The sequence below is a fragment of the Janthinobacterium darwini genome (assembly GCF_051380905.1).
In the GTDB taxonomy this organism is placed as follows: Bacteria; Pseudomonadota; Gammaproteobacteria; order Burkholderiales; family Burkholderiaceae_D; genus Janthinobacterium.
Genome location: NZ_JBNYXX010000001.1, coordinates 886,910 through 901,706 on the forward strand (window position 1 = coordinate 886,910; position 14,797 = coordinate 901,706).

The following is a 14,797-nucleotide window of genomic DNA, read 5'->3' on the forward strand; positions in this document are numbered from 1 at the left end:
CCATGGTTAGCATGGGCTAGTGTAACTATCCGAAGGAGGCGATATGGATGATGGCGAGCTGGCAGCCGATCTGGCGCGCCTTTTCGGAGCGGGCTGGCGAACCCAGGACAGCCGCTTGCTGCGTATGGATTTTCCGCGCGACGATGGTCCGCCCAATACCGCGCTGCTGGTCAACAGTTTGCGGGCACACGAGGAAATGTCACGCGACTTCCGCTTCGACGTCGAACTGCTGTCCGACAATCTCCACCTTCCCCTGACAGCGATGATGGGACGCATGGTCACGATTTCGATGGTGCGCGATGACGGCAGTTTGCGCTATTTTAATGGTTATGTCGGCCAATTTCGCTTGTTGCGCAGCGATGGAGGTTTCGCGTTCTACCAGATGGTGCTGCAACCCTGGCTGGCGTTTTCCAAGCTGCGCATGGACAACGTCTCGTTCCAAGAACGCACGGTCATCGACATCACCGAAACGACCTTCAATCATTATTTGCAGCGCGACTGGCAAAACCGGCTGCATGAGGAACAAGCGATATTAAGCTGCGCCAACCAGCATAATGAAACCGATTACAACCATCTGCACCGGCGCTGGGAAGACCAGGGTATCCATTACTGGTATGAACATCGCACCGACGGTCATACGCTCTGTTTGGGCGACAATACCTGGCTGAGCGACAGCATCGACCCAAGCGACCGCGATGCCAGCGAAGCCGACGAGATGGTGTTTCGCAGCGACGCGGGCTCGCTGGAGTGCGACGGCATACGCGATTGGCAGGCAATACGGAAGATCGCTTCAGGCTCGCTCACGCTGGCCAGCTTCAACTACAAGCATCCGTTTGCCAGTCGCGCCAGTGGCTATGCGCTGCACCAGCAGGGCGACGTGTTTGCCCATGAAATGTATCAAAATACCGGCTATGGTTATGCCGACATGGGTGGCGGCGAAGCGCTGGCGCAACGCCGCCTGGAGGAGCATAACTGCCAGGCGCAAGCCTTCGAAGCTGGCGGCAATCACCGCTGCGCCCAGGCCGGGCGCAGTTTCACGCTGGGTGGACACTTCAGTGGCAAGCAAGCCATGCCGGCCAGAGGTGAAGCGGCGCGCGCTGACATCGGCTCGCGCGAATACCTGATCCTGTCGGTCGATCATATCGCCAGCAACAATTACCAGGCAGGGACGGGCGCGAAGTCGCATTATGAAAACCGTTTTCGCTGCATCCGCAAGAGCATCCGCTGGTATCCGGGGCGGCAGTTCAACAGCATGCCTTGTGCCTTGCCCGGCGTGCAGACGGCGATTGTCACCGGGCCGGCAGGCGAAACCATCCATACCGACGCGCTGGGCCGGGTGAAGGTGCAATTCCACTGGGACCGGCTGGGCAAGTTCGACGCGGGCAGTTCGCCATGGATCAGGGTCATGACGCCATGGGCGGGCCAGGCCTTCGGCCAGATCGCGTTGCCGCGCATCGGCCAGGAAGTGCTGATCCAGTTTCTCGACGGCAATATCGACCGTCCCGTCATTGTTGGCGCGGTGTACAACGGCAACCATGCGCCGCCGTGGAATTTGCCGGGCCAACGGATGCTGGGCGGCTGGCGCAGCGCCGAGCTGATGCCTGGTGGTGGCTACGGCGTGCGCGGCAACCAGTTGGTGCTCGACGATACGCACCAGCACATCCAGGCGCAACTGAAAAGCGATCATCAGCACAGCCAATTGTCGCTCGGCTGTATCAGCCGCATCGAAGACGCCAGCGGGCGCAAGGATGCGCGTGGCGAGGGCTGGGAACTGGCGTCAGACGCCTGGGGCGTGGCGCGCGCCGGCCGCGGCATGTTGCTGACCACCGAAGCGCGCCCTGGCGCCGCCTCGCATATCAAGAGCATGGATGAAACCTTGCGCCGGTTGGCCGAGGCTGCTGAGCGGCACAAGGCGCTTGCCGCCTTGGCGCAGCATTATGGCGCGCAAGAAAGTGCCGCCCAGCAGGGCGCCGCCGCCGATGTGCTGAAAGCCCAGTATGCCGGGATCAAGGGTGGTGCCGGCAATGGCGAAAACGCCTTTCCCGAATTGTCGAAGCCGCATCTGGTGCTGGCCAGTCCGGCCGGTATCGAAACGACGAGCGCGCAATCGACGCACATCGCCAGCGCCGAGCACACCGCGCTGACGACCGGGTGCGACCTATCGCTGGCGGCCGGCGGCGGCCTGTTCGCCAGCATCGGCGCAGCGCTGCGCCTGTTCGTCCACAAGGCTGGCATGAAACTGATCGCCGCAGCTGGCCCCGTGCAGATTGCGGCGCAAACCGATGCGGTCGAAATCGTCGCCCACAAGGTGCTGGAGCTGATCAGCCAGGCCGACTGGGTGAATATTCGCGGCCGCAAAGGCGTGCGCCTGCATGGCGCCGATTGCATGCTTGAAATCAGCGACAAGGTACAGTTTTTTACCGCGTCGCCGACGCTGTTCCATGGAAACCTGGAAACGCTGGCGCCCAAGAACCGGCCGCAACCGGAGCTGGAGCCCCCCATCGCGCCGGTAGCGGGGCAGTTGCAGCATACGATACAGGCTCATGCGGATGGCGGCCAGTACGCCAATGTACCGTACACGCTGTACAAGGGGGAAGCCGAAGTCGAGCAAGGCCTGACCGACGAATTCGGCCGCATCCTGATCGCGCATCAGGACGGCACGCCGCGCTACCGTGTCGTCCTTGGCAATGGCGAAGAGTTTTCATTGCAGGCGAGTGCGCGCTTCGACCCGAACGCGGCGCCGGAGGGTGAACACAAGCTGTCGAATCGCGGTTTGCGCGCGTTCGACGACACCAGCGACGGCCGCGCTGTTCAATGATGCACGACACTGACAGGAGAGCGCCATGCCGGAATCGAGCGGCCGCATCGAAACCACCCACATCGACGAAGTCGGACGCACTGCGACGAGTTCGCTCCAGTGGCTGCTGGAAAACCGTAACCTGAAGGGCAAGGCCACTCATCCGATTACACATAACAACAAGCTGACGCTGTTCATTTGCGGACAGGAAGGGTTCGCCGACATCGCCGCCGAGATCGCCAGGGCTAAACATTCGATCGACCTGTGCTGCTGGGGTTTCGACCCGGGCATGGAACTGGTGCGCGGCAACAGCGCCACCTGGCCGCGGGGCGAAACGTTTGGCGACTTGCTGATCGCCGCCGCACGGCGTCACGTCAGGGTGCGCCTGCTGGTCTGGTATGACCGGATCGGTTCGCCGATAGCGCGAACTATGCCGGGCTATTCGCACGGCACCTCGCCGTGGAAAACCGGTGGACAGCGCTTTGAGAACATCAGCGCAAAAGGGAGCCTGGCGATGTTGCAGGACGCGGTCGCCAGGAAAGAGATGTTCAGTGGCGGTTACAGGGGTGATAGGGTACCGCCCGAGGATATCCCTATGCTTGCGCGTGAGGAATATTGCTACAGCTGGTATGCGGCCGCGTTCCATGGCTTGTTGGGGCGCCTGACGATTCACCTGCGGCACGGCAACAGCCATGCGATAGGCAAGAGTATCGCGACCGAAACAAGCCAGCCGCACGGCCTGACGATGGGGGAAATTGAAAAGCCTGGCATGAGCTACTTGGGCACGCATCACCAGAAGACGATCCTGATCGATTTCTCCCACGAAAAGGGATCCAAGGCCGTCGGCTATGTAATGGGCCTGAACTCGGTGACTGATTATTGGGACACGACGGCCCATCTGCTCGACGACACGCGCCGCGAACAGGGCGGTGTCAACGAGCGGCGCGAGTGTTTGCAGGGAATGGCCGCGGACGGTGGGTTCGCCACGCTGAAACCGTACCAGGATTATGCCTGCCGCATCGACGGTGGCAAGGCATTGATCGCGCTGTACAACAATTTCGTGAAGGCATGGGACCGCGCGATCGACGACCGCACGCATCAGGCCGCCGGGGAATGCGTGAGTTGGTACTCGTCATGTAAAAACCCGCCGGCCCAGCTGTTGCGCGAGGCAGGGCCGGACGACTCCACCGTGCAGATCGTCCTGACGCAACCCGAGGAGCAAGACAAGACCATCAAGGAAACCTACTTTCGCGCGGTGACCCAGGCCAGCCTGGCGGCCGGTTACCTTTACGTGGAAAACCAGTATTTCCAGTATGAAGATTGGGCCCGGCACTTGCTGGCCGAGCGCAAGAAGGTGGTCGCCGCCTGGAAGGCTGGAAGCCTGAAAGCTGGCAAGACCATGCGTGATATGCCGATCATGCACGTATTCATCGTCATCCCGGTGCCGGAGCGCGCGCAGATGGTGCCGCGCACCCATGACACGCTGGCGGCGCTGGGGCAACACGCTGGCATGACGGGGCAAAACACCATGATCGACGACTATAACAAGCGACCGAAAACCCGGCGTGTCAGGGCAGGATTCGGCATTTCCACCGAGGCGGAAGTCAAGTTGCCCGACGTGGTGCAGCATTCCAATGGCATCAACAAACCCGGCGTGATGACGCTCGAGAGCGAATTCGGGCTGAAAGTATCGGTGGCCATGCTCAATGTCAGCGCGTTTGACCAGGACCGCTGGCGCTACCGTGAAATCTACATCCATTCCAAATTGATGCTGGTCGACGACGTGTTCATGACGCTGGGCAGCGCCAACCTGAACCAGCGCAGCATGGCCGTCGACAGCGAAATCAATATCGCCACTATCGACCGCCGCGTGGCCAGCGATTTGCGCAAGCGGGTGTGGCGCATGCATAGCGGCGGATTGGTCGATGGCGGGGGCGGGACGAAGGGGGAGATTGCATTGGCGTTTGAAAATTGGACAAAACTTATGAAGGAAAACCGCAAGAAAAAATTCAACAAATCCGAAACTGCAATTTTCAAGAAAATGACTGGTTTTTTGCTGCCATTGGAAGACAAACGCAGCTCCACCATACGTCTGGGTTGATCATGCGTAAGAAAAATACCGTATCTTTTCGCCTGCCATTTTTTGCGTTGGCAGTTCTTCTCTTTGTTCCTTTGATTGCTTGCAAAATGCCTAACGACAAAGTCCTGCCACGCAACCAAAGTCTGCCGCTCTTCAATCCTCATGTCGCGGATTTTATTTGCGAAATCGAGGCGAGCAAGGTGCCGCCCATCGATGCGCAAGCCGAGGACTGGTTCCTCGAATCACGCGCCATGGAAGATCCTGAAATTTTCGTGGAAGACCGCGATTACAAAAAAATCGTCGCTCTGACGCGTCAAGCGGCAGAGCGGTTGCACTGGAAGGCGATGCTCAACCTGGCCAGCCTGTACGTGGAAGGGCGCGATCCTCTATATGGTGAGGAAGAGGCGGTGCAACTGGTGGAAAAGGCGATGCGGCTGGGCATACCGGCGGCGTATGACCGGATGGGAACGTATTATGCGAATGGCACGGGTGTCAACGGCGACATCACGCGGGCTTATGCCTTCTGGCAAAAGGCGGCGCAGATGGGAAATCCACAGGCAATGGGATTTCTCGGCGAAAAATTGACTGCTGGAGAGGATCACCCAGGTATTGATATGTGGGGCAACATTCCTGTAGCGACCAAAATGCTGGAGTGTGCTGTTGCCCAAGGTTATGGTCCTGCGGCATATGATTTATATTATTTATATGCTGCGCCAAGAACTGCAGATGGCACAATAATTGGCGACCATCGGACGCCAGAAACAAAAGACCGCGCACTAAAAGTTTTACATGAAGGTGTCCGCCTGGGTTGCGCGCAGTGCGCACGCGATCTCTCAATAGAGTTCAGCCAACCTTTCAATATGTCCGATATGCTAGTGCCGTTCATTGACAAAGCTCGAGGTGAACGTTATGCGGTACTTAATCGTGAACTGGGATTCAATCCCAATGCGCGCTTTCCTAATCTGGACAAGGTCTTGCCGCTCCCGCCCGCCGATCTGCCGCCCTGGAATGGCGACAGGGATACCTTGCTGCATGCAGCCAAGGGTGTGCGTCCGCCGTTAGCCATCCCGCAGCCAAGCGCCGCTTCGCTGTTGCAAGAACCATATTTCCTGGCCGCCGACTATGCGCTACGTCCCACCGGCTTGCACAGCGACGCGCCGACCGCGCCATTTTCCGCATACTGGCAACCGGCCGCTGGGCAGGGCTTGACGGAGCCGGCCCGGCTATTTCGCAAAGGCGAAGAGTTCCGCCATTTCAGCGTGCTCGATGCCGATGGCAAGAGTCGCTATGGTCCCGTGACGTGGGAACAGTGCCTGACGATACGGCATAACCATGGGGCAGTGGAACCGCGCGCGGCGCACGGCTTGCTGCGCGAGGTGGCGCGCCCCGCGCCTTTATTAAGCTGCGCTTGCGGGCAAGCCTGTCCGGTCAGCGGCGTCTGGCAACCGTGGGTAGCAGCCGACCATCCGCTGCATGCCACCGTCAACCAATACTGGCGCCAGGCCTGGCTGACCCAGGGCGCGCCGTTCCCGCAACCGCGCCGCGACTGGCTGCTGGATTTGCCAGATGGCGAGGTGACGTGGCATTTGATGGATATGTCCCTTCCTGATCTTGGATAGGACGGCGCGGCAGCGATGGAGGATGCAATGGACAGCAATCAATTCAGCATGGCTGGCACGAGTGGACGCCTCGCATCGCTTATCTTCTTGTGCTGCCTGCTTGCCTGCAAAGTACCAGACGACAAAGTTTGGCCGCGCAACCAAAGCCTGCCCTTGTTCAATCCTCACGTCCCCGACTTCATTTGCGAAATTGAGGCGAGCAAGGTGCCGCCCATCGATGCGCAAGCGGAGGACTGGTTTCTCGAAGCACGCGCCATGGAAGATCCCGAAATTGCCGTGGAAGACCGCGATTACAAAAAAATCGTCGCTCTGACGCGTCAAGCGGCAGAGCGGTTGCACTGGAAGGCGATGCTCAATCTGGCCAGCCTGTATGTGGAAGGGCGCGATCCTTTATATGGTGAGGAAGAGGCGGTGCAATTGGTGGAAAAGGCGATGCGGCTCGGGATTCCGGCGGCATATGACCGGATGGGGACGTATTACGCGAATGGCACGGGTGTCAACGGCGACATCACGCGTGCCTATGCCTTCTGGCAAAAGGCAGCACAGATGGGTAATCCTCAAGCGATGGATTTTTTGTCAGATAAACTAAATGTGGGTCCTGCAAATGAGGGCGCAGGGTATTGGGCTAATATTCCTGTTGCAATAAAAATGATGGAATGTGCATTTTCCCAAGGGTACGGACCAGTTGCATATAATTTGTCTTACATGTATGCCTCCCCGAGAATGGCCTCAGGGAGAGTTAGCGGGCCGCGTACGTCAGAAACTAAAGCACTTGCTCTTAAAGTTCTACATGAGGGAGTAGCATTCGGCTGCGAAAAGTGCGCAAACAAACTCAAGATTGAATTCGGAGATCCGTTTGATCTTGCAAATATGCTGGTTCCGTATATTGATAAGGCGCGAGCGGAACGTTACGGCGTACTTAGTCGTGCCCTCGGCTTCAACCCCAATCGCCGCTTTCCCAACCTCGATAAAATCTTGCCATTGCCACCGGCCGATCTGCCGCCGTGGGATGGTCAACGAAAGAGCCTGCTCGACGCCGCCATGGGCGTTCGTCCGCCGCCCGCCATCCCGCAGGCGAGCGCCGCCTCGCTGTTACAAAAACCGTATTTCCTGGCAGCCGACTATGCGCTGCGCCCTGCCGGCTTGCACAGCGACGCGCCGACTGCGCCATTTTCCGCATACTGGCAACCCGCCCAAGGGCAGGGTGTGACGGAGCCGGCCCGGCTATTTCGCAAAGGCGAAGAGTTCCGCCATTTCAGCGTGCTCGATGCCGATGGCAAGACTCGTTATGGCCCCGTGACGTGGGGACAGTGCCTGACGATACGGCATAACCGTGGGGCAGTGGAACCGTGCGCGGCGCACGGCTTGCTGCGCGAGGTGGCGCGGCCCGAGCCTCTATTGAGCTGCGCTTGCGGGCAAGCCTGTCCGGTCAGCGGCGTCTGGCAACCGTGGGTAGCGGTCGACCATCCGCTGCAGGCCATCGTCAACCAATACTGGCGCCAGGCCTGGCTGACCCAGGGCGCGCCGTTCCCGCAACCGCGCCGCGACTGGCTGCTGGATTTGCCAGATGGCGAGGTGACGTGGCATTTGATGGATATGTCCCTTCCTGATCTTGGATAGGACGGCGCGGCAGCGATGGAGGATGCAATGGACGGTAATCAATCCAGCATGGCTGGCACGAGTGGACGCCTCGCATCGCTTGTCTTCTTGTGCTGCCTGCTTGCCTGCAAAGTACCAGACGACAAAGTTTGGCCACGCAACCAAAGCCTGCCGCTTTTCAATCCGCACGTCCCCGACTTCATTTGCGAAATTGAGGCGAACAAGGTGCCGCCCATCGATGCGCAAGCCGAGGATTTGTTCCTCGAAGCGCGCGCCATGGAAGATCCTGAAATTTTCGTGGAAGATCGAGATTACAAAAAAAACGTCGATCTGACGCGTCAGGCGGCAGAGCGGTTGCACTGGAAGGCGATGCTCAATCTGGCCAGCCTGTATGTGGAAGGACGCGATCCCTTGCATGGTGAGGAAGAAGCGGTGCAATTAGTGGAAAAGGCGATGCTGCTCAGCATACCGGCGGCTTATGACCGGATGGGAACGTATTATGCGAACAGCACGGGCGTCAACGGCGACATCACTCGCGCTTATGCCTTCTGGCAAAAGGCGGCGCAAATGGGCAACCCCCAAGCGCTGGGTTTTTTAGGAGAAAAACTAACCGCAGGAAAAGATTATCCTGGTGCCGAAATGTGGGGTAATATTCCTGTGGCAATCAAGATGATGGAATGCGCGCTGGGGCAGGGATATGGTCCATCCGCATATGATTTATCTTATTTATATGTTGTATTAAGAACGCCTGACGGCACGTCTGATGGGGAAAGAACAACTGAAACCAAAGAACGTGCTTTGCAAGTATTACATACCGGAGTAAAACTGGGCTGCGAGAAATGCGCAAACAAACTCACGATTGAATTCGGCGATCCGTTTGATCTTGCAAATATGCTGGTTCCGTATATTGATAAGGCGCGAGCGGAACGTTACGGCGTACTTAGTCGTGAACTGGGATTCAATCCCAATGCGCGCTTTCCTAATCTGGACAAGGTCTTGCCGCTCCCGCCCGCCGATCTGCCGCCCTGGAATGGCGACAGGGATACCTTGCTACATGCCGCCATGGGCGTGCGCCCACCGCCAGCCATCTCGCAGCCAAGCGCCGCCTCGCTGTTACAAAAACCGTATTTTCTTGGCAGCCGACTATGCGCTGCGTCCCACCGGCTTGCACAGCGACGCGCCGACCGCGCCATTTACCGCATACTGGCAACCGGCCGGTTTGCGGTCCCGGCATCGCCCGCACTGTTCACGCGCTACCGTCTGCCGCATTGGCTGTGCCACGTATAATTCCTCCACTACCCACCGCTATTTTTTTTGACAGGCCCCCATGCCCCAGACTCCCGATTTGCCGCCGGATTGGCACGCGTTTGAAACGGCCTATGACGTTGAAGCAACCTGGTTCAGGCTGACCAGCGCCTCGCTGGCGTTGCTTGGCGCGTCCGCTTTCAAGGATCAGCCATTTTCAGCATTTGCCTTCAATGCCGTATCGTTTCCATCCATTTCCTTAAGCTTTGACACCGATCCCGATAACCGGGAGCGCGATGACTATCCTCCGGACTGGTCGAACGAATGCATGGAAGTTGATGTGCCGGAAATTGGGCAGCTCTGGGAGGACGGCTACGCAAGGATCGAAGGTGCGCTGCGCGAGCTGATCGACGCAGCCGATGACGAATTGCTCTGCGCCATCGAAGAGGGCTATCTGCACAGCCTGAGGAAAACGATGGTGCGGCTTGAAGCGAGCCATGCTTTCGACCAGATCAAGACGTACGCGCGATTCTGGACCGTGGTCACGCAAGTCGATGCCGATACCGATGAAGAGGAGCGGCTGCTCGACCAGGTGCGCCAGGGCCTCCTGGCGTGAGCTTCCACCGCCGTTGCCGGGCGCATGCTATGTCAGGGCCTGCCAGCGCCTGACTTCCTCATTCGTCGGCATCGGCACCCAGCCGCTGCGCAGCGCGGTATCCTGCCATGCAGAGCGCAGCTATCGATATATCGTGCATAAATCGTCAGTTGTGGACGGTAGCGTCTGCTCTGGATGAGGGGAGGACATGCTATCTGCACCTGTGCTGCCGGTCACTGATTCATTTTATTGTTTTTCTTCCGCAGGCTGACGCGCCTGTCGCAGCGCCTCCACCGGCAATTGAAAAAACCTCGGCACCATGGCCGGCGACAAATCGTCGCCACCGTCCGCCATGGCCAGGCGCCCGCTCAGCAGCAGCATCACGTAGCCATGGCCCAGCGACCAGCCGGCGCTGGCGGCGGCCTTGTCCCAGCGGGGATCCAGGCCCGCTTCGCGCACGGCCGCGCCGGCCGTCTGCAGCACGTACTGGAAGCACGCTTGCGCCGCTTCCTGCAGGGCGGGGAACTGGCGCACGTCCTGGTGTTCGAACATCAGCCGGTAATGGGCAGGCGCGGCCAGGGCGAATTCGATGTATTGCTGGCCCAGCAGCTGAAAACGCTGCTCCGCGGGCAGGCTGCCCGGCGGTGGCAGTTCTGCCTCCCATTTGGCGATCAGGCTGGCGAAACCGGCCGCCGCCACGTCGGCCAGCAAGGCTTCCTTGCTGGGGAAGTGGCGGTACACGGCGGCGATCGATACGCCCACCGTGCGCGCCAGTTCGCGCAGCGAGAGGGCCGCGTCGTGCTGCTGCGCCAGTTGCGCGATGGCGGTGGCGACCAGGGTGTCGCGCAAGTTGCCGTGATGATAGGTACTCGTTGTCGTCATTCTATGTTATCGCTGTTCACATTGTCGTGTATGATGGTCATGTTATCACTGAACACATGGAGAGCACATGCAAGAGATGAACATCGCCGTCCGCGCCGTGGCCTTGCCGCCCGGCGCCAGCATCGCCCCCTTGTACCCGGGCAGCAACCTGGCCGATGCGTATGCCGTCGACCTGCCGAACGCGCGTGCCCGCGAACTGGACATGGAAAGCCTGGCGCGCCAGCTGCTGGGCAGCCAGCCGGGCTGGGCGCAGAGCCTGATGGTGCTGCGCGACGCCATCGTGGCGCGCTTCGGCATCCGGACGGCAAAGCAGATGGAAGCCAGGCCGGGCAAGCGCATTGGCATCTTCCGCATCTTTGCCGTCAGCGACGATGAAATCATCCTGGGCGAGGATGACAGTCACCTCGATTTCCGCCTGTCGGTGCTGCGCAACCGTGGCGCGGGGCGGCATGGCAGCGTCACCGTGTCCAGCGTCGTGCATTGCCACAACAGGGTGGGCCGTGCCTACATCCTGCTGATCCGGCCTTTTCACAAGCTGATTGTGCAGCGCTCGCTGGCGCGCGCCGTCAAAGGGGGCTTTGCCTGAGGGGGAGGGGGCGTGACGGCGCGGGCAATCTTGCTTATTCATGGCCGGTATTGCATACTGCGCCACCAGCCTCATCACGATTCCCATGAACGATACGCTTCTCCTGCTGGGTTTTGCCACCACGCCGCTTGAACTGATTTCCTTTGTCCTGGCACTGACAACCGTTGCGCTGAACATCCGCCAGAATCACTGGGCGTGGCTGTTCGCCATCATTTCCTCGGCAGCCTACGGTTTCGTGTTTTTCGAGTCGCGTCTGTATGGCGACATGGCCCTGCAACTGCTGTTCATCAGCGTCTCGTTCTGGGGCTGGTACCAGTGGCTGCATCCGGCCAGCGGCGGCAAGACCCTGCCCGTCACGCGTCTGAATGGACGCGGCTGGCTGGCCTGCGCCGTGGGCTGGCTGACCGGTTTCCTGCTCATTGCCTGGCTGCTGACGACGACGGACACGGACGTGCCCCATGCGGACGGTTTCCTCACCGCAGGCAGCCTGGTGGGGCAATTCCTGCTGTCGCGCAAGAAGCTGGAAAACTGGATCGCCTGGATCGTCGTCGACGTGCTGTATGTCTGGCTGTATCTGCACAAGGGCCTGACCCTGACGGCCGTGCTGTATGCCTTCTTCGTGGTGATGGCCATCATCGGCTTGCTGGCGTGGAGAAAGTCGGCGCCGGCCGCGCCTGATGCGATGGTCCTCAAGTGATGGAGCGTTGCGTGCGCGTCGCGATCCTGGGCGCGGAATCGTCGGGCAAGTCGACCCTGGCGGCCGCCCTGGCCGAGCGCTACGGCACCGTCTGGGTGCCTGAATACCTGCGCGAATTCGTCGAAACCCAGGGCAGGGTGCCCGTCGCGGCCGACCAGTATGGCATTGCGTTGACACAAGTCGAACGCGAAGCGGCAGCCGCCGCGCAAGCCCGTCACTTCCTGTTTTGCGACACGACGCCCTTGATGACGCTGGTCTACAGCCGCCATTATTTTAATGGCGCGGACGCGCCCCTGGCGGCGCTGGCCGATGCCACGCAGTACGATGTGACCTTGGTGACGGCGCCCGACAGCCCGTGGGTGGCCGACGGTTTGCAGCGCGAGTCGGAAGCCGTGCGCCAGCTGATCTACCGCTACCTGCTCGACGCGCTCGACGCGCGTGGCATCGTCTATCACGTATTGCACGACAGCCTGGAGGCGCGCCTGGAACAGGCGGCGCCCCTGTTGCAACAGGCGCTCGCTGCAGCGCCTGCCATTTCCCTCAATTAAAAGTCGAACTGCGCCGAGAGCTTGAACGTGCGGCTGGCGCCCGGGTACAGGTAGCCGTCCGATTCCGGCGTCACGTCGCGCCAGTAGAACTTGTCGGCCACGTTGTTGACGGCGGCGCGCAGTACGGCTGTCTTGCCGGCGATGCGCGTGGCGTAGGCGGCGCCCAGGTTGAACACGTGGTACGACGGCACGAAAGTGGTGTTGTTGTACTCAAACGCTTTCTTGCCCGCATATTCCCAGCTGCCATTGACGCTCAAGCCCGCCACCTGTTGCACGGCGTAGTCTGCATGCACGGCCGCCTTGAAGGCGGGTACGTTGGGCACGCGCTTGCCGTCGAGCGACGCTTCACCCGTATTCGATTGCTGGCTGTTCAGGGCCGTGAGCGAGACGCCCAGGTTCAGATCGCGGGTCGGCTTGCCTTGGGCGGAAAATTCCAGGCCACGGTGCTGCGCCTGGCCTTCACGCACGAAGTAGCCGGCGGCGTTCTGGAATTCCAGGCCCTTGCGGATCTGGAACAGGCTGGCCGACACCATGAAGTCCGGCGTCACATCCATCTTCACGCCGAATTCGATCTGCTTCGAGCGGCTGGGCGTCAGCTCTTCGTTGGCATTCATCGCCTTGCGGTCGGCCGTGCCGCCATGCTCCATGCCCTGTGAGTAGGCTGCATACACGGAGAGATTGTCGAGCGGGGTGTAGACGAGCGATACGTTGGGCAGCAGGAAGTCATGCTTGGCGCGGATTTCCGTGGCTGCCTTCAGCACATACTGGTAGCCATCGACATTGATATGACGCAAGCCACCGTGCAGCTTCCAGTTTTGGGCCAGGCTGACGATATCCTGCACGAAGACGGAGTTTTCCGTATCCTTGCGCACCAGGCGCACTGGACCCGTGACGCCGGGCGACGTGCCGACGATTTGTGGCTGATAGATATTGCTCACGCCCACCCAGTCGTATACGTACAGGCCGGCGCGGTCCTTGCGGCGGAAGGTCGATACGCCGGCCGTGAATTCGTGGCGCAGGGCACCGGTGGCGAACTTGCCCTGAATCATGGCTTGCGCGCTCAGGGGCTTTTTCGTTTCGCCCAGGCTGCGGTAGTCATACACATCGAAGTCGCCATTGCCGCAGAAGCCAGGGTACAGGTCTTGCCCGCTGCAGCCATACGGGAAGGCCGTGTAGTCGTCGCGCTTGAACGAGTGCTGGTTGGCCGACAAGGTGGCGTGCCAGTCGTCGCTGAATGCGTATTGGAAGCGCAGGCCGATATTGCTGGTGACGGTTTCCACGGGGCGCGTCCACGGCTGGCGGTTGAGCATGGCGTCGGCGCTGATGCCGGTCGGCAAGGTGGTGTTATTCAGCAGCTGGAAGCCGGGCGCCGTCGCCTGCGCCTTGTCCTGGTAGTCGGCATCGATTTGCAGCAGCGCTTGCGGCGAGATTTGCCAGTCGAAGGCGCCGGAAATGAACTTGCGGTTGCCATCCGCGCCCTTGATGTAGGAGCGCAGGCGCTCGGCCGCCACGTTGACGCGGTAGCCGAAGCGCGTGTCTTCCAGTCGTCCGCCCAGGTCGACGGCACCGTACAGGGTGCCCCGTTCGCGCGTTTCCACGGTGACCGTGCGCAATGGCGCGGCGGTGGGGCGCTTGACGATGAAGTCGATCACCCCGCCAGGCGCGGCCACGCCGGCCTGCAAGCCGGCCAGGCCCTTCAGGACTTCGATGCGTTCCTTGTTTTCCAGCGGAATTTGCGTGTCGCCAGGAATCGCCACGCCATCCTTGCGGTAGCTGGAATTGTTGTCGAGCTTGAAGCCGCGGATGGAAAATTGCTCCGCATAGCCGACGGCGTTGTAGGCGTCGTTGATGCTGGTGTCGAGCTTGACGGCATCGCTGAGATTACGGATTTGCAAGTCCTGCATGTCTTTTTGCGAAATGACGGTGACGGACGCCGGCGTCTGCAGCAGGGGCGCGTCGGAAAAGCCGCCCACGGAGGCGCGCTTGGCGGCCGGCGCCTTGCTGGCCGTGACGACGACTTCGGCCATGCTTTGCGTGTCGGCCTGCACTTCGGCGGTGTCATTTGCGGCCAGGGCGGGCGCGGCAAACGCGTGCAGGATCGCCAGGGTCAGAACAGAAACGGATAAATTCGGTGTGGACATAGATTGCT

Annotated in this window: 11 protein-coding genes; 9 read left to right on the plus strand and 2 right to left on the minus strand. The window is 60.3% G+C overall.

Features of this window, described 5'->3' with window-relative positions:
- Positions 1-43: 43 nt before the first annotated feature.
- Genes ACQ4WZ_RS04015 through ACQ4WZ_RS04040 form a run of 6 tightly spaced genes read left to right on the plus strand, consistent with a single transcriptional unit; the run spans position 44 to position 9,956 of the window.
- A complete protein-coding gene (locus ACQ4WZ_RS04015) occupies positions 44-2,818 on the plus strand; it encodes a type VI secretion system Vgr family protein (protein WP_436572628.1) in 2,775 nt (924 codons plus the stop codon).
- A gap of 25 nt (positions 2,819-2,843) precedes the next feature.
- Positions 2,844-4,898 (plus strand): phospholipase D-like domain-containing protein, encoded by a 2,055-nt coding sequence (locus ACQ4WZ_RS04020; RefSeq protein ID WP_436572629.1) that lies wholly within the window; start codon positions 2,844-2,846, stop codon positions 4,896-4,898.
- 2 nt (positions 4,899-4,900) lie between these two features.
- Positions 4,901-6,496, plus strand: a complete 1,596-nt coding sequence (locus tag ACQ4WZ_RS04025) for a tetratricopeptide repeat protein (protein ID WP_436572630.1) — start codon at positions 4,901-4,903, stop codon at positions 6,494-6,496.
- 27 nt (positions 6,497-6,523) lie between these two features.
- The gene (locus tag ACQ4WZ_RS04030) at positions 6,524-8,116 is read left to right on the plus strand and encodes a tetratricopeptide repeat protein (RefSeq protein WP_436572631.1); all 1,593 of its coding nucleotides are present in this window, start codon (positions 6,524-6,526) and stop codon (positions 8,114-8,116) included.
- A gap of 27 nt (positions 8,117-8,143) precedes the next feature.
- Positions 8,144-9,382, plus strand: coding sequence for a tetratricopeptide repeat protein (locus ACQ4WZ_RS04035; protein WP_436572632.1), 1,239 nt, complete (start codon positions 8,144-8,146; stop codon positions 9,380-9,382).
- 40 nt (positions 9,383-9,422) lie between these two features.
- Entirely contained in the window at positions 9,423-9,956 is a 534-nt protein-coding gene (locus tag ACQ4WZ_RS04040; RefSeq protein WP_436572633.1) for a hypothetical protein, read from the plus strand.
- Positions 9,957-10,181: 225 nt separating this feature from the next.
- On the opposite strand, the gene ACQ4WZ_RS04045 is transcribed toward ACQ4WZ_RS04040, so the two are convergent.
- A complete protein-coding gene (locus ACQ4WZ_RS04045; RefSeq protein ID WP_436572634.1) occupies positions 10,182-10,817 on the minus strand; it encodes a TetR/AcrR family transcriptional regulator in 636 nt (211 codons plus the stop codon).
- Between the two features lie 67 nt (positions 10,818-10,884).
- Here ACQ4WZ_RS04045 and ACQ4WZ_RS04050 point away from each other — a divergent pair, with 67 nt between their 5' ends.
- From ACQ4WZ_RS04050 to ACQ4WZ_RS04060, 3 genes are all read left to right on the plus strand, one after another.
- On the plus strand, positions 10,885-11,403 hold the full coding sequence (locus ACQ4WZ_RS04050; protein ID WP_436572635.1) for a DUF2867 domain-containing protein: 519 nt from the start codon (positions 10,885-10,887) through the stop codon (positions 11,401-11,403).
- A gap of 85 nt (positions 11,404-11,488) precedes the next feature.
- Positions 11,489-12,100, plus strand: coding sequence for a nicotinamide riboside transporter PnuC (gene pnuC, locus ACQ4WZ_RS04055; protein WP_436572636.1), 612 nt, complete (start codon positions 11,489-11,491; stop codon positions 12,098-12,100).
- Positions 12,100-12,648 (plus strand): AAA family ATPase, encoded by a 549-nt coding sequence (locus ACQ4WZ_RS04060; protein WP_101482046.1) that lies wholly within the window; start codon positions 12,100-12,102, stop codon positions 12,646-12,648. The genes pnuC and ACQ4WZ_RS04060 overlap by 1 nt, the downstream gene beginning before the upstream one ends.
- On the opposite strand, the gene ACQ4WZ_RS04065 is transcribed toward ACQ4WZ_RS04060, so the two are convergent.
- Entirely contained in the window at positions 12,645-14,789 is a 2,145-nt protein-coding gene (locus ACQ4WZ_RS04065) for a TonB-dependent siderophore receptor (protein ID WP_436572637.1), read from the minus strand. The genes ACQ4WZ_RS04060 and ACQ4WZ_RS04065 overlap by 4 nt on opposite strands.
- Between the last annotated feature and the right edge of the window lie 8 nt (positions 14,790-14,797).

Coding starts and splice junctions, on each gene's coding strand:
- ACQ4WZ_RS04065 (WP_436572637.1), bottom strand. CDS start 14,789: ATGTCCACACCGAATTTATCCGTTTCTGTTCTGACCCTGGCGATCCTG.
- pnuC (WP_436572636.1), top strand. CDS start 11,489: ATGAACGATACGCTTCTCCTGCTGGGTTTTGCCACCACGCCGCTTGAA.
- ACQ4WZ_RS04050 (WP_436572635.1), top strand. CDS start 10,885: ATGCAAGAGATGAACATCGCCGTCCGCGCCGTGGCCTTGCCGCCCGGC.
- ACQ4WZ_RS04040 (WP_436572633.1), top strand. CDS start 9,423: ATGCCCCAGACTCCCGATTTGCCGCCGGATTGGCACGCGTTTGAAACG.
- ACQ4WZ_RS04020 (WP_436572629.1), top strand. CDS start 2,844: ATGCCGGAATCGAGCGGCCGCATCGAAACCACCCACATCGACGAAGTC.
- ACQ4WZ_RS04045 (WP_436572634.1), bottom strand. CDS start 10,817: ATGACGACAACGAGTACCTATCATCACGGCAACTTGCGCGACACCCTG.
- ACQ4WZ_RS04030 (WP_436572631.1), top strand. CDS start 6,524: ATGGACAGCAATCAATTCAGCATGGCTGGCACGAGTGGACGCCTCGCA.
- ACQ4WZ_RS04015 (WP_436572628.1), top strand. CDS start 44: ATGGATGATGGCGAGCTGGCAGCCGATCTGGCGCGCCTTTTCGGAGCG.
- ACQ4WZ_RS04035 (WP_436572632.1), top strand. CDS start 8,144: ATGGACGGTAATCAATCCAGCATGGCTGGCACGAGTGGACGCCTCGCA.
- ACQ4WZ_RS04060 (WP_101482046.1), top strand. CDS start 12,100: ATGGAGCGTTGCGTGCGCGTCGCGATCCTGGGCGCGGAATCGTCGGGC.
- ACQ4WZ_RS04025 (WP_436572630.1), top strand. CDS start 4,901: ATGCGTAAGAAAAATACCGTATCTTTTCGCCTGCCATTTTTTGCGTTG.